Below are 19,513 nucleotides of genomic sequence, written 5' to 3' on the forward strand. Positions count from 1 at the left end.
CACCGACGCGTGTCATTGCTCTGGTTGAATAATTCCGATATCCGGCATATCACGCGCAAAAGAGAAAGGAGTTGAGCCTGTGGCTAATCAAGAGAACACTGCCGCTGAGCCGAAGAAAAAGAACCTATTAGATCGTGTCATTGACCTGATCTCTTCCGTTTTCCTCCCCTTCATCACATTGATGGTTGCGGCCGGTATTCTGAAAGGTATCGTTGCACTTTTGATTGCTGCGAATGTCATTGTAGAAGGCGATCCGCTTTACAGCGTATTTTACGCAATGGGCGATGCATTCTTCTACTTTATCCCCGTGTTCTTGGCATTTACTGCGGCAAAACGCTTTGGAACCGAGCCGTTCTGTGCGGTGTTGGTTGCCTGTGTTTTGGTACATCCGACCTTTGTCGCCCTCATGGAGGCCGGAGAGGACTTCTCCATTCTCGGCCTCCCCGCAAAGGCGATGACTTACTCTTCTACGGTTATCCCTATCCTGTTGGCAGTTTACATGCTCAAGTGGGTGGAAATCCTTTGTAAAAAGGTGATTCCGGAAACAGTACGCGCCATCCTGACTCCGCCGGTGTGCCTGATTCTGGTCATCCCGGTCACATTGGTTGTCTTTGGCCCAATCGGCCTATATATCGGCAACTGGGTAGCAGCAGGATATCAGTGGCTATACGGTCTCAGTCCCTTGGTCGCCGGTTTTGTATTGGGTGCTCTTTTCCAGGTGATGGTCATCTTCGGCTTCAACTGGGGACTGTTCCCAATCATCCTGAACAATATTGCGGTCAACGGGTATGACACCATTCTGGCCCTGATTGGTGGTTCGATTTTCTCGCAGAGCGGCGCGGCGCTTGCGGTCGGCATCCGCACCCGCAACAAGCAGCTGCGCTCCACCGCAGTGTCGGCAGCGATTGCCGCTCTCTTCGGCATCACGGAGCCTGCGCTGTTCGGTGTCAACATTCGTCTGAAAAAGCCTATGGTTTGCGCCTGCATTGCCGGCGGCATCGGCGGTGCAATCGCCGGCTGGTTCCGCTGTCAAGCATCTGCGTTTGCTTTCCCGGCGCTGACTACGCTGCCCGTGTTCTGGACGGTAGCATTTATCCCATTCCTTATTTCTCTGGCCGTCAGCTTTGTTGCTGGCTTCATCCTGACGCTTGTAGTCGGCTTTGATGATTCCGCAATCGAAAATGCTGTAACCGAGAGCGAAGGCTGATACCACTGCCTTCCAAAAACATATTTAGATACTATCTCAAACCGGTTTTCCCTTTCCTGGCCGGTATCCCCTTCATACGAGGAATGACTATTCCGGTCATTCCTCGTATTTTTTTGCTGCGCTTTGACATTACTTGCAAAAAAAGAGGAACTTGTTATAATGGAAATAGGAAGCATCCGGCCATAAATCACTCCCGCATCCGGCAGCTTTCTATATGGAAAGGGGACTACTTGGATGGCACAAGACCAACATCGCACAACCACACGCATATTAGACATTCTGGAGCATGTGTCCGCTGTGAAAGCGGGAATGACCCTGACAGAATTGGCACAGACATTAAATGCGCCCAAAAGCAGTCTGTTTCCCATCGTTCACACGTTGGAAGAACGGCGTTATTTGCAGCAAAATCATGAAACCGGGCGGTATACCATTGGCCCAAGCGGATTGGTACTCGGCGCAGCTTTCTCAGCCGACGGCGGGATGGAACCTGTCACCAAAATCATGAAGCAGGTGGTCGCCGCCTGTCAGGAGACCTGCCAATTCGGTATTTTGGATCACGGCAATGTGCTATATGTAGGAAAAGAGGACTCTACACAGGCGATCCGTATGATTTCCTGGGTGGGAAATCGTTTGCCTGCCAATGCAACGGCCATTGGCAAAGCGCTGCTCAGTGGACTAACCAATGAGGAAGTCAGGGCGCTTTATGCTGACGGAATGCCTCGTTTGACCGAACATACGATTACCGACCCGGATTGTCTGATCGCACAGTTGGATGCGATTCGCAACGGAGAAATCGCAACCGAGCAGGAAGAATCCACTGCACAGATGGCGTGCTGGGCGGTTCCACTGCATCGACAGGGCAAGGTTTTCGCCGCCCTGAGCGTTTCGATGCCGTTGTTCCGCTGTCAGGAGGAAAAGATAGCGCAGGTCTGTCGGTGTCTGAAGGATGCACAGACCGCAATTGAACAGTTAGGCGAAATCATCAATTTTTTCTGACCAAATCGAAAATACCGATTGCGCGCAATGCGCAGCAGACAGATCCATGCCCCCAAACGGCAGGATCTGTTTTTTTATGCATCGGACGCTGTTCCCCAAAATAGAACTGCCATTTCACCTCATTTCCTAGTGACTAAACAAGAAAATACTGGGATTCTTTTTGTGAAATATGTCAAAATCCTTCCCAAAATCTGTTTGACAGATTGGTGCTATGGTGTTATAATCAGAACACGGATTCGTAATTAGGAATGTAATTCCTAATTACGAACAACTGAAGTGGCAATACAATTGAGAGAGCAGCATGATTGCTGCAAGGAAAATAAAACTTTGAAAATACAGATCCCTGTGTATCCTTTGAGATCTGACACAAGGCCGGCAGATGCCCGGAGTTTTTTACAAGCAAAACATCACAGCAGTGAAAAAGGAGTGGAGTGCATGTGTAATGCCATGATTATTGACAGCAAAGATAATGTTGCGGTAGCCATTGAGCCGATTTTCCAAGGCGATACTGTCACCTACCTTTGCGACGGTGTGGAACATACCCTGACGGCGCGGAATGATATTCCCATTTATCATAAGCTTGCCATCCGGGTTATTGGCTGCGAAGAACCGGTTGTCAAATATGGAGAACATATCGGCTTTGCGACCTGTGACATAACAACCGGCGAACACGTCCATGTGCACAATGTAGAAGGCCGCCGGGAAAACCCCGAAGAAAAAGAATAGGAGGACAGACATGACTTTTTATGGATATCAGCGGCCTGACGGCCGCGTAGGTGTGCGCAACAAGGTGCTGATCCTTCCCGCCAGCGTCTGTGCTTCGGATACCGCCCGCATCATTGCCCAGCAAGTCGAAGGCGCGGTCACTTTCAACAACCAACTCGGCTGTTCGCAAGTCGCTTCCGACCAGCAGTATGTTATGGATGTAATGGCGGGTTATGCCGCCAATCCGAATATTTATGGAACAGTCGTCGTCTCGCTCGGATGTGAAAACTGCCAGATGGATCTAGTGGTTAAGGCCATTCAGGAGCGTACCAACAAGCCGATCCGTCAGGTCATCATTCAAGAAGTCGGCGGCACGCTCAAAGCGGTCGATATCGGCGTACGATATGCCAAAGAGCTGACAACGCAGGCCTCCCTGCTGCAAAAAATGCCCTTCCCTATGTCCGAACTGATCATCGGAACCGAATGCGGTGGCTCCGACCCTACCAGCGGCTTAGCAGCCAATGTGCTGATCGGGGAAATGAGCGACCGCATTGTGGCGGCAGGAGGCACCTCCATTCTGTCCGAAACCACGGAATTTATTGGTGCCGAACATATTCTTGCCCGCCGTGCAGCAAATAAAGAGGTACATGACCGGATTTTCGAAATTGTCCACCGGTATGAACGGGCGATGCATCTGGTCGGAGAGAAAATCCGCGAAGGCAATCCCGCACCAGGCAACAAGGCTGGCGGCATTACTACGCTGGAGGAAAAATCCCTCGGCTGCATCCACAAGGGTGGCAACAGCCCCATTATGGCGGTTTATGACTATGCCAAACAAATCAAACCCAAAAGTGGTCTGGTCATTATGGATACCCCGGGCAATGACCCGGCTTCGGTTTCCGCTATGGTCGCAGGCGGTGCACAGGTGGTCGTATTCTCCACTGGACGCGGCACGCCGACCGGCAATCCCATCGCTCCGGTTATCAAAATCACCGGCAACCGTATGACCTTTGCCAAAATGGAAGATAACATCGACGTAGATGCTTCTTCCCTGATTTATGGCGGCAGCCTCCAGCAGTTAGGGGACGACCTGATGCAATTGGTGTCCGAGGTGGCCAGCGGTCGTCAGACCAAAGCCGAAGCGCTTGGCTTTACTGAAATGTCGATTGCCCGTGTATGCAACTTTGTTTGAGTCTTTATATGCCAAAATAAGTATCTGTCGATATAGGAGATGAAAGTCCAATGAAGAAAAATTACGCCGTGATGGATGGAAACACGGCTGCAGCCCATGTTGCCTATGCCTTTACCGAGGTGGCGGCAATCTATCCGATCACGCCATCCTCTCCGATGGCGGAAAAGGTGGATGAATGGTCTGCAAAGGGCAGAAAAAATCTGTTTGGTTCGACCGTAGATGTGATTCAGATGCAGTCGGAAGCAGGCGCCGCGGGCACCTGCCACGGTGCTTTGCAGGCCGGCGCACTGACCACGACGTTTACTTCATCGCAGGGTCTGATGCTCATGATTCCCGCCATGTATGCGATGGGTGGTCAGTTTCTTCCCAACGTCATGCACATTGCTTCCCGTGTGGTCACCTCCAACCACCATTCTATCTTCGGCGATCACACCGACTTTATGACCTGCCGCACCACCGGCTATGCCATGCTGATGTCCTCCTCACCGCAGGAAGCGATGGATTTGGGCGCGGTCGCGCACCTGTCCGCTATCCGTGCAAAGTATGCGTTTATGCATTGCTTTGACGGTTTCCGTACCTCACACGAGATGCAACGTATTGAGGCGCTCGATTATGAAGAACTGCGCGGCTTAGTTGACTACGACGCATTGCGCGACTTCCGCCGTAACGCGCTCAATCCGGAGCATCCTACCAACCGTGGCAACAATGTAAACCCCGATATTTATTTCCAGTGCAAGGAAGGCGCAAACGTCAAGAGCGCAATCGTGCCTGAGACGGTTGAGCACTATATGCATGAGATCAACAAGATCACTGGCCGCAACTACCAGCTGTTCAATTACTATGGCGCAGAGGACGCAGAGGAAGTTGTTGTTGTCATGTGCTCAGCCTCGGAAGCACTCAAGGAAACCGTAAACTACCTCAACGCACACGGCCGCAAGGTCGGCATGGTGCAGATCCACCTGTACCGCCCATTCTCAGTTCCGCATTTTTCGGCAGCCATTCCGGCAACCTGCAAAAAGATTGCAGTACTCGACCGCTCCAAGGAAGTCGGTTCGGTTGGTGAGCCGGTCTATCTGGACGTCTGCACTGCGCTGCACCAGGCAGGACGCGGCGATATTCAGATCATCGGCGGTCGTTACGGCTTGTCCTCCAAAGATACCACTCCTGGCCAGCTGATTGCAGTCTATGACAACCTCGCACAGGATACCCCGAAAAACAACTTCACCATTGGCATCAACGATGACGTTACTTACACTTCGCTCGACTACAAGGAAGTCGAGATGCCGCATCCGGGGCAGGTTTCCTGCAAGTTGTGGGGTCTGGGCGGCGATGGTACGGTCGGCGCAAACAAAAATGCGATCACGACCATCGGACTGACGGCAGATAAATATGCACAGGCTTATTTCTCCTATGACTCGATGAAATCTGGCGGCTTGACCCAGTCGCACCTGCGCTTTGGTGACGAACCAATCCTCTCAACCTACCTTGTTTCGGCTGCAGATTTTGTAGCGGTACACGCGCCGACCTATGTCAGCAAGTATGACACCACCGAAGATCTCAAGGATGGCGGTATCTACCTGCTCAACTGCCCGTGGAGTGTGGAAGATCTGGAAACACGCCTGCCTGCCAAGGTCAAACGCGATCTGTGCCGTAAACATGCTCAGTTCTACATCATCGACGCGGCCAAGCTAGCCGCTGAAATCGGTCTAGGCAAGCGCACCAACAGCATTCTGCAAGCAGCCTTCTTTGCACTGACCAAGGTCATACCACTGGATATTGCGGTCGAAGATATGAAAAAGAATAACTATAATTCTTACTTCAAGAAGGCCGGTCAAAAGATCGTTGATATGAACAATCAGGCGGTTGATGTCGGCATCAGCGCCGCCGTCAAGGTGGATATTCCAGCTGATTGGGCAGATGCGACAGACACCCCGACGACGGAGGTCGATGCGACTCCATTTGTCAAGGATATCGTGCTGCCGATGGATCGTCAGCAAGGTGATAAACTACCGGTTTCGGTATTCCAGAAGCACGGTGTGCTAGACGGCACCTGGGAAAACGGCACTTCGGCCTATGCCAAGCGCGGCGTTGCCACCAAGGTGCCCAAGTGGGACGGCAGCAAGTGTGCACAGTGCAACCGCTGTGTAGCTACCTGTCCGCACGCAGCCATCCGCCCGGTTTTGCTGACCGAAGAGGAGCAGGCAGGTGTGCCAGCATCCTTCACGACTGTACCGGCCAAGGGCCTGGGCAAGGATGCGCCGTCGTACTCCTATCGGATACAGGTTTCCCCCTATGACTGTCTTGGCTGCGGCGTCTGCCTGACAGCCTGCCCGGTAGAGGGCGCATTGACCATGACGCCATTTGAAGAAATGAAGAAAGAACAGAGCAACTTTGACGCAGTCGCTATGAACGAACGCTATCTCAAGCCGGATGTCATCAGCGATAAGAACATGAAGTCCATCCAATTTGCAAAGCCCTATTTCCAGTTCTCCGCTGCCTGTGCCGGCTGTGCCGAAACCACTTATATTAAACTGGTCAGCCAGCTGGTGGGCGACCATATGTACATTGGTAACGCGGCAGGCTGCTCCTCTGCATACAGCGGTGGCGCTCCCATCCTACCGTATTGCAAGGATAACCGCGGCTTTGGCCCGGCTTGGGAACATTCTCTGTTTGAAGATAATGCGGAATTTGCCTACGGTTTCTTCCACGCACAGGATGCTATCCGCAAAGAAATCATCCTGCATCTGGAATCCCTGCGCAAAGCAGGCGTCGCAGTAAATGCAATCGATGCTTATCTGGCTAACTGGAATGACCACGAAAAATCCCGCTCAGTGTCAGATGCGCTGATTGCAGCACTAGACGATGTCGAAAACACGCCTGATGTCACCTTTGTGCTGGAAAACAAGGAATATCTGTCGAAAAAATCCGTTTGGGCAATCGGCGGCGACGGCTGGGCTTACGATATCGGTTTCGGTGGCATCGATCATGTACTTGCGCAGAATCAGGATGTGAACCTGATGGTATTGGATACCGAAGTCTATTCCAACACGGGCGGTCAATCCTCCAAGGCAACACCGACCGCTGCGGTTGCAAAATTCGCCTCGGGCGGCAAGCAAATCGCTAAGAAGGATCTCGGCGCCATCTTTATGAACTACGGCTATGTATATGTCGCACAGGTAGCCATCGGTTACGATCAGGCGCAAACACTCAAGGCCATCCGCGAAGCAGAAGCGTATCCAGGCCCGTCGCTGATTATCTGCTACTGCCCGTGCCTCGAACAGCATATCAAGGCAGGCATGAGCTGCACGCAGACTGAAATGAAAAAAGCGGTTGAATGCGGATACTGGCAGCTGTATCGCTACGATCCGCGCCGTACGGCGCAGGGGCTCAATCCCTTCCAGTTGGATTCTCCCGAGCCGGATACGAGCAAACTGATGGATTACCTGATGGGCGAAAATCGCTTTGCATCGCTCAAAAACAATTTTCCCGATCGTGCAGATGCCCTTTATGAAAAGGCAATTTGCGATATCAAGGCTCGCTATGAAAAATACCGCAAAATGGCGGACGATGCCAACGTATAATTTCCAATTTCCCAAAATGCTTTTCTGATAGCCTATGACAGAAAAACCCGTTCAGCCGGTAATCTTTTACTGACTGAACGGGTTTTGTCTTTTTTAAACCTCTGCATCAATTTCCCGAATCGTCAAAAAACTCAATCCTCCAGTGCGAGGGCCGCTTCCGCAGCCATAAGCAGCAGCCGCTGGAATTCCTTGCGCTCGTCGCCTGTCATGTGCTGCGTGATTTGTCCGAAGCACGCTTCAATCTGCTCTTTGATGAATGGATACACCTCCCACGCCTTTTCCGTGGGGCGGATATCATAGGTGCGCTTATCCTTTGCGTTGGTGGAACGAATGAGAAAGCCGATTTCCTCCAGTTTGGTAACCGTCTTTGCAATCACACTTTTGTCCAATGACAGCCGCTTGGTGATTTCATCCTGTGTCAAACCGTCAAAATCGCAGACAATCAGAATGACTACGGCCTGTGCCGCCGTCAAATGGTAGGGGACACAACCATTATTGAGCCAAATATGCGATTTTCGGTATAAAATAGATATGGCCTTGAACGGACTGTCCATGATGTAAGGCATGCACAAGCCTCCCTTCTGCTGGTTGTTATTATAAGCTATTTTAGTTGCAGTTGCAACCGGATAATGACGCGGCCATGTTCCCATGTTATTCTAATATAGTGGCATTTGCCACTATATTTTTTTACTCACACCTATAAAGGAGCTTTACGCACATGGAACAAACAGAAAAAATCTGGAACCGAAAATTCATCCTTCTCTTTATCACCAACCTGTTGGTATTAGCAGCGTTTTATGCCTCTATCCCTATTATCCCCATCTATTGTCAGGAAATCGGCATCACCTGGTCGAAAATCGGTATCGTGCTGACTGCCATGTCCGTGGCAACCATTCTGTTTCGTCCGATTGCAGGCTATTTGCTGGATAATTTCAACCGTTATCACGTCTATCTACTGTTTCTGGCACTATTCTGCCTGTCCTTCCCCAGTTTTATCGCGTTCCCGCTATTCGGCGCACTGATTGTCATTCGCCTGTACATGGGCGCGGTGTACTCGGTCTGCGGCTCGGCCACCATGACGCTGGCCAGCGATGTACTGCCGGTGACCAAAATCACCGAGGGCATCAGCCGCTTTGCTTTTACGGTGTCCATCGGCATGGCGGTCGGCCCCTATGTCGGCATTCAGGTACAGAACAACATGAGCAGCAAAGCCTCCTTCCTGACGATTTTCGGCATCACCGTGGTCGCTCTGATTTGCGTTGCCTGTTGCCGCATCCGCTATCCCAAGGTAGAGCGGAAAAAATTTTCGTTTAAAGATACCATCCACGTTTCCGCACTTCCATTCATGTTCAACATGATGTTTTTGATGATTCCCTACGGCGCAGTGATTGCTTATTCCTCCATTCTGGCACAGGAAAAGGGCTTAACGCCCTTTCTCCCATACTTCTATATCTGCCTTGTTGCCGGCATGTTGACCTCTAAATTATCCACACAAAAGATGATTGATGCCGCCAAACACCGTGTTTTGGTTTATATCAGTCTGGTAATTCTGATTATCACGATGGCGAGCTATCTGTTTTTGTCCACCGGCGTACATATGCTGATCGCGGGCTATTTCTTCGGACTTGGCTATGGTATTTTGCAGCCGCTGTTCCAGTCCTTTGTAACCGGTACTACCCCCGCCCCCAAGCGCGGCGTCGCCAACGCCACCTACATGCTATCTTATGACGTCGGCATCGGTATCGGCTCTCTTCTGATGGGCTGTCTGCAGGAAACCATCGGTTTGCCGACTGGCTTTGCTCTGACTGCCATTGCCTATGTCATCGGCGGTATCATTTATATCATCCACGTGGATGGGTATTACCACAAGCTGCGGCATGAGCTGCACCATCAGTAAAGCCCTTTGATAATGTACACACAGGTATCAATCCCCAGCGTTCCGCTGTTGAGCGTGATATCATAATTCTGCGCATGCCCCCACTTCATATTGGTATAAAACCGATGATAAATGGCGCGGCGTTTATCCTTTTCCTTGAGACGCTGCTCCGGAGCGGCTTCGCGCTCGCCGTATACCTTGACGATACGCTCTGCGCGGAATTTCATATCCGCATGGATGAACACCCGCAGGCAATCCGCCTTGTCCCGCAAAATGTAGTCCGCGCAGCGGCCGACAATGACACACGGCCCCTTTTCCGCGAGCTCAGTGATGATGTTATACTGAATCGTCCACAGATAATCCGCGTTGTTGGGTCCGGCTGCCCGGTGTGAAAAAGCCGAGGACAGGTATCCACCGGGCGAGTATTCGCCCGCATCCTTGATATAATTTTCGCTGAACCCGCTTTGCTCTGCAATTTTCTGAAGCAGCTCACTGTCATAGCAGGGGATTCCCAACTCTTCCGCTACTTTTTTGCCAATCGTACGGCCGCCGCTGCCAAACTCACGACTGATGGTAATCGCTCTGTTTTTCATATTTGGACCTCTCCTTCCAATCAACATATATATTTCTTTGCTCTGCCCACTTATGCCGCTGCCGGGTCTTCTTTTAACTGCTTTCTCTCATAAATGAGCAGAATCAGCGAAAACAGAAAAGCCAGACCGTCTGCGACCGGACCCGTCCACAGCACACCGACCACGCCGAGGAACATCGGCAAAATGATTGCCGTCGGCACAAAGAAAATTATTTGGCGGGAAAGCGAAAGAATTGCCGATTTCACCGGCTTGCCGATGGCCTGCAAATAAATTGCCATCACGGTCTGAAAACCGGTCAGAGGACAAAACAGCAAAAAGATGCGGAACGACAATACGGCAAATTCATTGTACAAGCCTTCCTCCGAACCAAACAGCGAAACGACGCTCATCGGAGCGAACTGGAAGATCAGGAATGCGATGATGGCTACGATTTCCGAGGCAACCAGCGCAATATCAAATGCCTTGCGCACGCGCAGGAAATTCTTTGATCCGTAATTGAAGCCGATGATCGGCTGCGCACCGGTGGAGATACCGACCCAGAATCGAAATCAATATCTGATTGACCTTCATCACAATCCCCATGGCTGTCAGCGGAATTTCCGCCCCATAAATCGACTGCGCACCATACGACGCCAGCAGATTATTCGAAAGCGCCATGACGATCGTAATGGCAATTTGTGTGATGAAGCTGCTGATGCCAAGACTTAATACATTTTTACAGTTTTTTGCACGCAGACGAAAAGCAGAAGTATCGACATGAAAGGTTTTAAAGCGGAAAAGGTACGCGACCGATACGATAAAGGAACCAACCTGTCCCAGGACGGTGGCGATTGCCGCGCCCTGCACGCCCATATGAAATACGAAGATGAAAATGGGGTCAAGAACCGTATTGATGACAGCGCCGAGAATCATGGAAAACATAGCATACTTCGGGCTTCCATCCGCACGGATCATGGAATTGAGTGCAGTGGGAATCATCATAAACGGCAGACCCATGCCAATGATATAGCCATATTCCAACGCATAAGAGCGCAGCGCATCGGTTGCGCCAAACAGCGTCAAAATCGGATTGATGAAAATGAGAAAAACAGCCATCAAAGCAATACTGACCACTGTCACCATAATGACAGCGTTGCCCACGCCTTTTTCGCGCTGTCGATATCCCCTTCACCGAGTTTCAAACTCAAAAATGCCGCGCCGCCGTCGCCAATCATCGACGCAAACGCCAGTGCAATGATCGTGATAGGGAATACAACATTGGTTGCGCCATTTCCCAGATAGCCAACGCCCCAGCCAATAAAAATCTGGTCAACAATGTTATACAGCGAGTTGACCAGCAGGGAAATAACACAGGGAACCGCAAATCTCACGATCAACCGGCCGACTGGCTCGGTTGCAAAAGGACTTTTGCTTGTTGAAACAATTTTTTCCATTCTTATGCTCTCCTTATTAAGTAACTGGTTACTTATTAAGATGAAAAAGCAGGCAGCGCACCGGAGGGGTTATCTCGACACACTGCCCAGGAATTGCTTTTTCCTCAATCGAAAGGGCTATTCCGAATCAATGTTTTTCAAAAGCATATCTGCCATTTGCAGCAGCGTTTGCTTTTGCTCCTGTGTAAAATTGCTGCACAATTCCGACAAGACCTCTTCATCCTGCGCCAAAATCATCTGATGGATACCGCGTGACTGCTCTGTACAGGTGATTTTTTTATATCTTCGGTCTATGTCGCTGGGAACACAACGGATAAATCCCTTGCTTTCCAGTCGCTGCAGCAGCTTAGTCATAGCCGGATGCGTCACATGCTCGATCCGTTCCAAATCATCCTGATGGATTTCCGTTTGTCCTGCCGCCTCCAGGCGACTGACCGACCCCAGCACACGCAGCTGCACTGCGGTCAATCCCATGGTGCCAGCCTTTTCATCCAGCTTCTTGCGAAACGCGCGGTTAATAATGGCGATTTTCAATCCAAACGGCATCACGCCCGGCATAAGTTCACCTCATCCAAATAAGTAACTAATTACATAATAGGCTGCTTTATCGCATTTGTCAAGACAATGGTAAAAAGCAATTGATCCATCCCGCTTTCCTCTGCGCGCTATTCGCCCAATGTCGGATGGGATTGCGCATAGGCTTTCCGGATGTCCTTCGGCATTTCCTCCGGTTTCATATGGCGCAGCCGTTCCTCGCTTCCGTCCTGCAACGCCTGCTCATAGTACCAGCACTTGAACCGCAGCATTGCCTGCACCTGCTGCAAACGCTCCATCTCCTCCTCGACGCACTGCTTTTGCCGACGAAACAACGCAAGCCGCTCCGGATAGGTGCTGCTGCCCTCCACGCACCACCCCATAAACCGTTTGATATCCTTGATCTCCAGACCGGATTTTTTCAGACAGTCGATCACGCGCAGCGCGTCGATCTCCTGCTCACTGAACTTTCGGATACCGGAATCCCGGCGCATCCCGGGAAATAATCCTTCTTTATCGTAATATCGCAGCGTCGAAACCGGAATATCAAACATTCTGGATACCTCGCCAATTGTGTACATTCCTTTTCCACACCTTTCGCAAAAAACATCTTGACCTAAAGTCAGGTTTAGGTATTACAATGATTTTATCATAGAATAACAACCCCGTCAAACGAAAAGGAGCAGCAAATATGGAAAAATTGCAATTGGGCACAGAATGGGATAAAACCTTCCCGCGCAGCGAACAGGTGGAGCACAAGAAAGTCACCTTTCACAATCGCTACGGCGTCACGCTGGCAGCCGATCTGTATGCGCCGCGCGGCGTGGACGGCCCACTTCCTGCGCTGGCTGTCAGCGGCCCGTTTGGAGCAGTCAAAGAACAGTCCTCCGGTCTGTACGCACAGAAAATGGCGGAAAAAGGCTTTCTGACCATTGCTTTCGACCCGTCTTTCACCGGTGAAAGCGGCGGCTTCCCGCGCAACGTCGCCTCGCCGGATATCAATACCGAGGATTTTCAGGCGGCGGTAGATTTCCTCTCCGTGCAGGAAAACGTAGACCCTGAGCGCATCGGCATCATCGGTATCTGTGGTTGGGGCGGCATGGCGCTCAACGCCGCCGCGATCGACCCCCGCATCAAAGCGACCGTCGCTTCCACTATGTACGACATGACCCGCGTCACCGCAAAGGGATATTTTGACGCAGAGGACAGCGAACAGGCGCGCTTCGAAAAGCGCAAGGCGCTCTGTGCGCAGCGCACGGAGGATTATAAAAACGGAAGTTATGCCCGCGCCGGCGGCGTGGTCGACCCGCTGCCTGCGGATGCGCCCGATTTTGTCAAGGACTATTATGCGTACTACAAAACCGAGCGCGGCTACCATCCCCGCTCGCTCAACTCTAACGATGGATGGAATGTCACCTCGTCGCTGTCCTTCCTCAACATGCCGATTCTGCAATACAGTCAGGAAATCCGCAGCGCGGTACTGCTGATTCACGGCGACAAAGCGCATTCCTGCTATTTCAGCCGCGACGCCTATGCTAAACTGACCGGCGACAATAAGGAACTGATGCTGATTCCCGGCGCTGTCCACACCGATCTGTATGACAATCTGGATGTCATTCCGTTTGATAAAATGGCCGCGTTTTTTAACGAATACCTCAAGTAAGCCCTTGAAATTGCGTATTGCATAGGAGGTGCATAGCATATGCTTTCCAAACTGATGCTGACCCTGCTTGTCTGCATGGGCATGACCGGATGCGAAACACCGCCCGCCACAACGGACACGGCCACCGTGCCGTCTGTTTCCGATCCATCGGACGTACAACCGCCGGAAGAGACGGCAGAAGGGGAGAGTACGTCCGACCAAACCATCGTGCTCGAAGTCAACGGCACGGAGATTCCCGTCCAGTGGGAGGAAAACCGCGCGGTCGAGGATTTGAAAGCACTGCTTGCGGATGGCGCACTGACCATACAGATGACCGCATACGGCGGCTTTGAGCAAGTCGGCGCATTGCCGCAAACCCTCACGTCGGACAATACCCAAATCACAACCGAGCCGGGGGATATCGTTTTGTATAACGGAAATTCTATCGTGCTGTTCTATGGCTCCAACACTTGGAGCTATACCAAACTGGGACATATGACAGACTTTGACGAAGCATTGACAGAACTGCTCAGCGCAGACACCGTCACAGTCACGTTATCCCTGACCGAATGACAAATCGAACTGCTTGATTTATCCGGCTGTTATAACTTCTCTTCTTTGTTTCTGATATAATGTCCGGATTTGCCCCCTGCTTTCTCTAACAGGCAGATATTTTGTATTTCCATGCCGCGGTCAACCGCTTTGCACATATCATAAACCGTCAAAGCCGCAACACTGGCCGCGGTCAGAGCTTCCATCTCAATACCGGTTTTCCAATGGCATTTCAGCGTGGCTTTAACTCGCAAACACGCCGGTTCTTCGGTTTCAAAGTCAATGGAAAACGATTCAATCGGCAGCGGATGGCACATCGGGATCCATTCAAACGTCCGCTTTGCCGCCATAATGCCGGCAATACGCGCGCAGGAGAAAACGTCTCCCTTCGGCATGGTTCCCTCGCATATCATGGCCAGCGTTTGGGGCTGCATCCTTATTTCCGCCTGCGCCACGGCCATGCGCTCGGTGATTGCTTTTTCACCAATGTTTACCATATGTGCGTTTCCTTTGTCATCCAAATGGGAAAGCTGCAATTTTCTCATCTCCTGTGCTTTTCTCAATGGTGTTTGCACCATTTTCGTACTCCATTGTATCAGAGGTTCTGTTATCGAACAATGTCCATCAGCAAAGAATTCCTTATCGGCAACAATTGCACGAATAAAATGGGATGGTATCATACCATCCCATTTATTTTTTATTATCTCTGCCTAAGATTTATCAGAAAATTCTCTCCTAAATATCAAAATACGAAATCCGCATAACCGAGCAACACCTTATTCAAATTTCGTATCTATTTTCGTACTTTGATACTGGTGTCGGAATTTTGCTGGTGAAAGGCCATACTCCTCTTGAAAAATCCGATAAAAATAGCTCAAATTAGAAAACCCAACATCCAGACAAATATCCAAAATACTGCTATCCGTATGTATCAGCTGATTGGCGGCGTAATTCAACTTTAGCTTGTTGATATAGTGGATGGGGGTACAGTTCATTTTGGCTTTAAATACACGGCACAAATGTTCGTGAGAACAGCCGGACAGTTGAATCATCCGCTCCAAACCGTGGATATAATTTCGATTCGTCTCCATCTGATAAAGCAGATGCTCAAACCAATCCTGATCTGTATTTTCCGAAAAATACAGGCTATTGGAAAAATATGTGATGAAAATACGCATAACCAGAATACGCATCTGCGTTTTAATAAGGTCAACGTTATTGATATCCGTGCTGCCAATATCCTCCAACATCTGTTTTACCTTATTTTTTTCTCCCGGTGTCAATAATACACAGGGAGGTTTGGTGGAAGTCATCAGCTCATGGGTCGGAAAGCCGGGACCAAGATATGAAAAAAGGCTTTCGGCAATTTGGTGGGAAAAAGCGAGGTTAATATGCCTTCCCGGTTTGGTGTAAGCGCGGCTATGTACCTCTCCTGGGCGCACCAGCATCAAAGAGCCGGGTTGAAGGATGTTGTGACATTCGGAAGTAGAATATTCCTGTTCGCCCTCCAAAAGCAGAAATACCTCAAAAAAATCATGATAATAGCGCAATGCTAAAAAAACACAAAAAAAGTCAATGCCAGACAAGAAGTGAAATAGGCACGACGATATAATAACGATAAGATATAAATAAAACAAGCAAAAGAACAATAAAACTTGTTATATTTTAACAAAAAAAATTGGTAAATATTTGCTTGCAGAATGCATTGATCGCCCCAACACACATTTGCAGGCATATATACAAGGAGGTATTCTATGAGGCTCGGAATTGGCCTGTACAGAGACATGTTAAATAAGGACCACTGCATTTTTGCCCAGCAATCTGGATGCACCGATGTAGTTGCCCATCTGGCCAACTACTATGTGGGGAATATTCTTCCCACAACAAATGCAGAGGAAAACTACGGTGTCTGTGAACTAAACGATCCCATTTGGGAAAAAGAAAGCATTATCAAAATAAAGGAAGAGATGGCGGAGTACGGTTTGAATCTTTATGCGATTGAAAACTTTGCTCCCTCTGACTGGTATGATGTTCTGCTGGATGGAGAAAAGCGGGACGAGCAGATGAAAAACCTCAAGCAGATCATCCGGAATGTAGGAGAAGCAGGTATTCCAGTATTCGGATATAATTTCAGTATTGCAGGAGTCTGGGGGCACACAAGACGCAACGCAGCCCGGGGCGGTGCAGAAAGCGCCTGCTTTGATGATGAAACGGCGGGAGCTGACTGTCCCATCCCACTGGGTGAGGTATGGAATATGACCTATGACACCAATGCCCCTAAGGGATTTTTGAAGCCCGTTACCCATGAAGAACTCTGGGATCGCTACACCCGCTTTATCAGAGAACTGCTGCCTGTCGCTGAAGAGTATGGAGTGCAACTGGCGCTCCATCCGGACGATCCCCCGATGCCCACGATGCGCGGTCACGCACGACTGGTTTACCAACCTCGGTTCTATGAAAAGGTGCGCGAGATCAGCGACAGCCCCTCCAACTGCTTTGAACTTTGCCTGGGCAGCATTCAAGAGATGACAGAAGGCAATACATATGATATGCTGCGATATGCACTGGAATCCAACGCAGCGGCGTACATCCATTTCCGAAACGTGAAGGGAAAAGTCCCTCACTACAAGGAAGTCTTTGTGGATGAGGGCGATATCAATATGCTGGAGGTTGCCAGAATTCTCAAGGAGTACGATTATCAAGGCGTACTGATTCCAGATCATACTCCCCTGCTCAACTGCAAGGATGCGTGGTATGCAGGCATGGCATTTGCCCTCGGTTATATGCGTGCAGTCAAACAGATGATATGGGGAAGGGAGAATTGACATGGAATGGAAGAACGATCAGGAACTGTTTCAGCTCATTTGTCAGGAGCTCTATACGCCGGTAGTAGGTGATATCCTCGATACATTGGGATATTATCACCAGTTTCTTCCTCAGGAAATTACACCCGCCAAACTGGAAATGAAACTGGCAGGTCGGGCGATGCCTGCGGTCATGGTGGATGTCTATGGGGAGCAGGAAAAGCCTTTCGGCCTGCTGACACAGGCATTAGACCAACTCCAGCCCGGCGAAATCTATATTGCCTCCGGCGGAGCGATGCGCTGTGCTTATTGGGGCGAGTTATTGACTGCAACTGCCAAGAAGCGCGGGGCAGTGGGTGCTGTTATCAATGGCTTCCATCGAGATACACCTCAGATGCTTTCTCAGAACTTTCCTGTGTTTTCGCGCGGCCGCTATGCACAGGATTCCAGTGTAAGAACTCAGGTCATCGATTATCGCTGCTATATTGAAGTTGGCGATGTCGGAATACATCCGGGCGACCTGGTATTTGGAGATTTGGACGGCGTGCTGATTATTCCTCAGAAGGTAGAGGAGGTGGTAATTACCAAAGCTCTGGAAAAAGCACGAGGCGAAAAGGTAGTGCGGCAGGCAATTGAGGGCGGCATGAGCGCTACCGAAGCGTTTGCGAAATTCGGGATTCTTTGATACACAAAGCATTGATGTAAAAAATGAAAGGAATGAAAGTGGAAATGAAAAAGATCTTGTGTGCGCTTTTGAGTGGAGCCATGGTGCTCTCTATGACAGCATGCGGCGGCGGTACCTCTTCTTCCGCTGGAACAGGGGAAGGCAGCAATGGGGATGCAGCCAATCCAATTCGCATTCAGATTGGCTATGAAATGAATCCCGGCGAGCCGATGGATGTTGCCTGTAAGGAGTGGAAACGTCTGGTAGAGGAAAAATCCGGAGGTTCTATGGTGGTAGAACTGTTTCCCTCCAGCCAGTTGGGCAACAAGGACGACCTGATGGATCAGATGATTGCCGGTAAAGCAGTGATCACCACAGGCAGCGCAGGCTACTTTGCCGACCGCGGCGCACCTGATATGGGCATTACCTTTGGTCCTTATATGTTTGAAAACTGGGAGCAGCTGGATAAAGTTCTGGCCAGCGACTGGTGGGCTGACCAGTGTGGAATCCTAGAGGGACAGGGTCTGAAGGTTCTGACCTCGTGGCACTTCGGTGAGCGCCATACCATGACCACCAAGCCCGTCAACTCTGTTGAAGACTTCAAGGGACTGAAGATTCGCGTACCCAATAATAAAATCCAAATTGAAGGCTTCAAAGTGCTGAATGCTACGCCTGTTCCGATGTCTCTGGGTGATGTATACACCTCTTTGCAGCAGGGTGTTATTGATGGACTGGAAAATCCGCTGTCCACTCTGTATGCGGGCAAGTATCAGGAAGTTGCGAAGTATGTGATTCTGGACGGACACATCAAGGACTTCACCTCCTGGGTCTGCGGCACCACTTTCTATGACAGCCTGACCGATGAGCAGAAGGAGATTTTGTCATCCTCCGCTGAGGAAGCCGGCGTTATGAACAACGAAATTTCTGAAAAAGCCCATGCGGAAGCACTGGAAAAGATGAAAGAAGAAGGCGTGCAGGTCATCGAACTGGATTACGATGAGCTGAAAGAAGCCACCAAGTCCTTCTATGAGATGGATGTATTCACCAGTGTCTGGTCTGAGGGCTTGTATGATACGCTGCAGGAAATCATTAACAGTTGAGGTGTCCGGAGGAGTGACCCATGAGCACAACAAAAAAGTTACTGCGCCATGCCATAAACATTGATTGGATGGTGGCTGGAATTGCATTTATCATTCTGGTCATTATTACATTTGTAGGCGTTATCATGCGCTATTTCGTCCACGCTCCTCTGATATGGCTGGAGGAAGCGCAGCTGCTCTGCTTTTTGTGGATGGCTGTCATGGGCGGCAGCGCGGTTTTTCGGCACGGCAGTCATATTTGCATTGATGTATTGGTGGACAGCCTGCCGCCGGCAATACAGCGAGCGATTATCTGGCTTGTAGCGCTGGTCAATGTCGTTGTACTGGCGTATCTGTTTCAAAAGGGACTGGCATATTCCATGCAGATGCTGCAAAGTTCCAGAATAACAAACATCCTGGGGATTCCTTATGCAATCATATACGGTATCCTTCCGGTTGGCTGCATCCTGATGATCATCAGCCAGTTTGTATATCTTTTTGAAAAAAGGGAGGGTGACGCATGAGTGTAATCGGTATTGCTTCGATTGTGATTCTGGTGCTGATTTTTCTCAAGGTACCGGTCTTTGTCTCTCTGCTCTGCGGTTCCATGACTTACTTTATGCTCACCCCTGGAATTGCCACGCAGTTGTTTGCA

21 protein-coding genes and 1 pseudogene are annotated in these 19,513 nt (G+C 50.1%); 13 read left to right on the forward strand and 9 right to left on the reverse strand.

Annotation, left to right across the window (positions count from 1 at the left end; all coding sequences use genetic code 11):
- The first annotated feature begins 79 nt into the window (after positions 1 to 79).
- The 5 genes from ABGT74_RS09235 to nifJ all read left to right on the forward strand — a co-directional run bounded on the left by ABGT74_RS09235 (position 80) and on the right by nifJ (position 7,681).
- Positions 80 to 1,207, forward strand: a complete 1,128-nt coding sequence (locus ABGT74_RS09235; protein ID WP_297284139.1) for a PTS transporter subunit EIIC — start codon at positions 80 to 82, stop codon at positions 1,205 to 1,207.
- Positions 1,208 to 1,441: 234 nt separating this feature from the next.
- A complete protein-coding gene (locus ABGT74_RS09240; protein WP_297284138.1) occupies positions 1,442 to 2,203 on the forward strand; it encodes an IclR family transcriptional regulator in 762 nt (253 codons plus the stop codon).
- Positions 2,204 to 2,491: 288 nt separating this feature from the next.
- Complete coding sequence (locus ABGT74_RS09245; protein ID WP_346705308.1) at positions 2,492 to 2,929, forward strand: UxaA family hydrolase; 438 nt, start codon at positions 2,492 to 2,494, stop codon at positions 2,927 to 2,929.
- Between the two features lie 10 nt (positions 2,930 to 2,939).
- On the forward strand, positions 2,940 to 4,100 hold the full coding sequence (locus tag ABGT74_RS09250; protein WP_346705309.1) for a UxaA family hydrolase: 1,161 nt from the start codon (positions 2,940 to 2,942) through the stop codon (positions 4,098 to 4,100).
- A 50-nt stretch (positions 4,101 to 4,150) separates the two neighbouring features.
- On the forward strand, positions 4,151 to 7,681 hold the full coding sequence (nifJ, locus tag ABGT74_RS09255) for a pyruvate:ferredoxin (flavodoxin) oxidoreductase (RefSeq protein WP_346705310.1): 3,531 nt from the start codon (positions 4,151 to 4,153) through the stop codon (positions 7,679 to 7,681).
- A 131-nt stretch (positions 7,682 to 7,812) separates the two neighbouring features.
- Here the strand turns inward: nifJ and ABGT74_RS09260 are convergent, their stop codons facing one another.
- The gene (locus ABGT74_RS09260; RefSeq protein WP_346705311.1) at positions 7,813 to 8,247 is read right to left on the reverse strand and encodes a MarR family transcriptional regulator; all 435 of its coding nucleotides are present in this window, start codon (positions 8,245 to 8,247) and stop codon (positions 7,813 to 7,815) included.
- A 152-nt stretch (positions 8,248 to 8,399) separates the two neighbouring features.
- Between ABGT74_RS09260 and ABGT74_RS09265 the strand changes: the two genes are divergently transcribed.
- Entirely contained in the window at positions 8,400 to 9,578 is a 1,179-nt protein-coding gene (locus ABGT74_RS09265) for an MFS transporter (RefSeq protein WP_346705312.1), read from the forward strand.
- Here the strand turns inward: ABGT74_RS09265 and ABGT74_RS09270 are convergent.
- The 6 genes from ABGT74_RS09270 to ABGT74_RS09295 all read right to left on the reverse strand — a co-directional run bounded on the left by ABGT74_RS09270 (position 9,572) and on the right by ABGT74_RS09295 (position 12,698).
- On the reverse strand, positions 9,572 to 10,150 hold the full coding sequence (locus ABGT74_RS09270) for a cytidylate kinase-like family protein (protein WP_346705313.1): 579 nt from the start codon (positions 10,148 to 10,150) through the stop codon (positions 9,572 to 9,574). The genes ABGT74_RS09265 and ABGT74_RS09270 overlap by 7 nt on opposite strands.
- Positions 10,151 to 10,200: 50 nt before the next feature.
- Entirely contained in the window at positions 10,201 to 10,680 is a 480-nt protein-coding gene (locus tag ABGT74_RS09275; protein ID WP_346705361.1) for an MATE family efflux transporter, read from the reverse strand.
- Positions 10,604 to 11,290: an MATE family efflux transporter gene (locus ABGT74_RS09280; RefSeq protein ID WP_346705314.1), complete on the reverse strand. Its 687-nt coding sequence runs from the start codon at positions 11,288 to 11,290 to the stop codon at positions 10,604 to 10,606. The genes ABGT74_RS09275 and ABGT74_RS09280 overlap by 77 nt, the downstream gene beginning before the upstream one ends.
- On the reverse strand, positions 11,266 to 11,583 hold the full coding sequence (locus tag ABGT74_RS09285) for a hypothetical protein (protein ID WP_346705315.1): 318 nt from the start codon (positions 11,581 to 11,583) through the stop codon (positions 11,266 to 11,268). The genes ABGT74_RS09280 and ABGT74_RS09285 overlap by 25 nt, the downstream gene beginning before the upstream one ends.
- 117 nt (positions 11,584 to 11,700) lie before the next feature.
- The gene (locus ABGT74_RS09290) at positions 11,701 to 12,141 is read right to left on the reverse strand and encodes a MarR family transcriptional regulator (protein ID WP_346705317.1); all 441 of its coding nucleotides are present in this window, start codon (positions 12,139 to 12,141) and stop codon (positions 11,701 to 11,703) included.
- A 107-nt stretch (positions 12,142 to 12,248) separates the two neighbouring features.
- Positions 12,249 to 12,698 carry a MerR family transcriptional regulator gene (locus ABGT74_RS09295; RefSeq protein WP_346705318.1) on the reverse strand — a complete coding sequence of 150 codons (450 nt, stop codon included), beginning with the start codon at positions 12,696 to 12,698 and terminating at the stop codon, positions 12,249 to 12,251.
- Between the two features lie 110 nt (positions 12,699 to 12,808).
- Here ABGT74_RS09295 and ABGT74_RS09300 point away from each other — a divergent pair, with 110 nt between their 5' ends.
- Positions 12,809 to 13,780 (forward strand): alpha/beta hydrolase, encoded by a 972-nt coding sequence (locus ABGT74_RS09300; RefSeq protein ID WP_346705319.1) that lies wholly within the window; start codon positions 12,809 to 12,811, stop codon positions 13,778 to 13,780.
- Between the two features lie 39 nt (positions 13,781 to 13,819).
- Positions 13,820 to 14,332 carry a cyclophilin-like fold protein gene (locus ABGT74_RS09305; protein ID WP_346705320.1) on the forward strand — a complete coding sequence of 171 codons (513 nt, stop codon included), beginning with the start codon at positions 13,820 to 13,822 and terminating at the stop codon, positions 14,330 to 14,332.
- A 29-nt stretch (positions 14,333 to 14,361) separates the two neighbouring features.
- Here ABGT74_RS09305 and moaC read toward each other — a convergent pair whose 3' ends face one another.
- Positions 14,362 to 14,991: a cyclic pyranopterin monophosphate synthase MoaC gene (gene moaC / locus ABGT74_RS09310; RefSeq protein ID WP_346705321.1), complete on the reverse strand. Its 630-nt coding sequence runs from the start codon at positions 14,989 to 14,991 to the stop codon at positions 14,362 to 14,364.
- Between the two features lie 96 nt (positions 14,992 to 15,087).
- Positions 15,088 to 15,960 carry an AraC family transcriptional regulator gene (locus ABGT74_RS09315; protein ID WP_346705322.1) on the reverse strand — a complete coding sequence of 291 codons (873 nt, stop codon included), beginning with the start codon at positions 15,958 to 15,960 and terminating at the stop codon, positions 15,088 to 15,090.
- Positions 15,961 to 16,065: 105 nt separating this feature from the next.
- Between ABGT74_RS09315 and ABGT74_RS09320 the strand changes: the two genes are divergently transcribed.
- The 5 genes and pseudogenes from ABGT74_RS09320 to ABGT74_RS09340 all read left to right on the forward strand — a co-directional run.
- Positions 16,066 to 17,136: a mannonate dehydratase gene (locus ABGT74_RS09320; protein ID WP_346705323.1), complete on the forward strand. Its 1,071-nt coding sequence runs from the start codon at positions 16,066 to 16,068 to the stop codon at positions 17,134 to 17,136.
- 1 nt (position 17,137) lies between these two features.
- Positions 17,138 to 17,800: an RraA family protein gene (locus tag ABGT74_RS09325; RefSeq protein WP_346705324.1), complete on the forward strand. Its 663-nt coding sequence runs from the start codon at positions 17,138 to 17,140 to the stop codon at positions 17,798 to 17,800.
- Between the two features lie 44 nt (positions 17,801 to 17,844).
- Positions 17,845 to 18,879 (forward strand): C4-dicarboxylate TRAP transporter substrate-binding protein, encoded by a 1,035-nt coding sequence (locus ABGT74_RS09330; protein ID WP_346705325.1) that lies wholly within the window; start codon positions 17,845 to 17,847, stop codon positions 18,877 to 18,879.
- A gap of 20 nt (positions 18,880 to 18,899) precedes the next feature.
- Positions 18,900 to 19,382 carry a TRAP transporter small permease gene (locus ABGT74_RS09335; RefSeq protein ID WP_346705326.1) on the forward strand — a complete coding sequence of 161 codons (483 nt, stop codon included), beginning with the start codon at positions 18,900 to 18,902 and terminating at the stop codon, positions 19,380 to 19,382.
- Positions 19,379 to 19,495, forward strand: a pseudogene (locus tag ABGT74_RS09340) (hypothetical protein); the annotation flags it as partial. The gene ABGT74_RS09335 and the pseudogene ABGT74_RS09340, both read left to right, overlap by 4 nt.
- Positions 19,496 to 19,513 lie beyond the last annotated feature (18 nt).

The sequence above is a fragment of the uncultured Agathobaculum sp. genome (genome assembly GCF_963927765.1).
Taxonomy (GTDB): domain Bacteria; phylum Bacillota; class Clostridia; order Oscillospirales; family Butyricicoccaceae; genus Agathobaculum.

Bases quoted from the DNA above. Each gene is read 5' to 3' on its own strand.
- ABGT74_RS09240 (WP_297284138.1), top strand. From the start codon at position 1,442: ATGGCACAAGACCAACATCGCACAACCACACGCATATTAGACATTCTG.
- ABGT74_RS09250 (WP_346705309.1), top strand. From the start codon at position 2,940: ATGACTTTTTATGGATATCAGCGGCCTGACGGCCGCGTAGGTGTGCGC.
- nifJ (WP_346705310.1), top strand. From the start codon at position 4,151: ATGAAGAAAAATTACGCCGTGATGGATGGAAACACGGCTGCAGCCCAT.
- ABGT74_RS09260 (WP_346705311.1), bottom strand. From the start codon at position 8,247: ATGCCTTACATCATGGACAGTCCGTTCAAGGCCATATCTATTTTATAC.
- ABGT74_RS09265 (WP_346705312.1), top strand. From the start codon at position 8,400: ATGGAACAAACAGAAAAAATCTGGAACCGAAAATTCATCCTTCTCTTT.
- ABGT74_RS09270 (WP_346705313.1), bottom strand. From the start codon at position 10,150: ATGAAAAACAGAGCGATTACCATCAGTCGTGAGTTTGGCAGCGGCGGC.
- ABGT74_RS09285 (WP_346705315.1), bottom strand. From the start codon at position 11,583: ATGGAAAAAATTGTTTCAACAAGCAAAAGTCCTTTTGCAACCGAGCCA.
- ABGT74_RS09290 (WP_346705317.1), bottom strand. From the start codon at position 12,141: ATGCCGGGCGTGATGCCGTTTGGATTGAAAATCGCCATTATTAACCGC.
- ABGT74_RS09295 (WP_346705318.1), bottom strand. From the start codon at position 12,698: ATGTACACAATTGGCGAGGTATCCAGAATGTTTGATATTCCGGTTTCG.
- ABGT74_RS09300 (WP_346705319.1), top strand. From the start codon at position 12,809: ATGGAAAAATTGCAATTGGGCACAGAATGGGATAAAACCTTCCCGCGC.
- ABGT74_RS09305 (WP_346705320.1), top strand. From the start codon at position 13,820: ATGCTTTCCAAACTGATGCTGACCCTGCTTGTCTGCATGGGCATGACC.
- moaC (WP_346705321.1), bottom strand. From the start codon at position 14,991: ATGATACCATCCCATTTTATTCGTGCAATTGTTGCCGATAAGGAATTC.
- ABGT74_RS09320 (WP_346705323.1), top strand. From the start codon at position 16,066: ATGAGGCTCGGAATTGGCCTGTACAGAGACATGTTAAATAAGGACCAC.
- ABGT74_RS09325 (WP_346705324.1), top strand. From the start codon at position 17,138: ATGGAATGGAAGAACGATCAGGAACTGTTTCAGCTCATTTGTCAGGAG.
- ABGT74_RS09330 (WP_346705325.1), top strand. From the start codon at position 17,845: ATGAAAAAGATCTTGTGTGCGCTTTTGAGTGGAGCCATGGTGCTCTCT.
- ABGT74_RS09335 (WP_346705326.1), top strand. From the start codon at position 18,900: ATGAGCACAACAAAAAAGTTACTGCGCCATGCCATAAACATTGATTGG.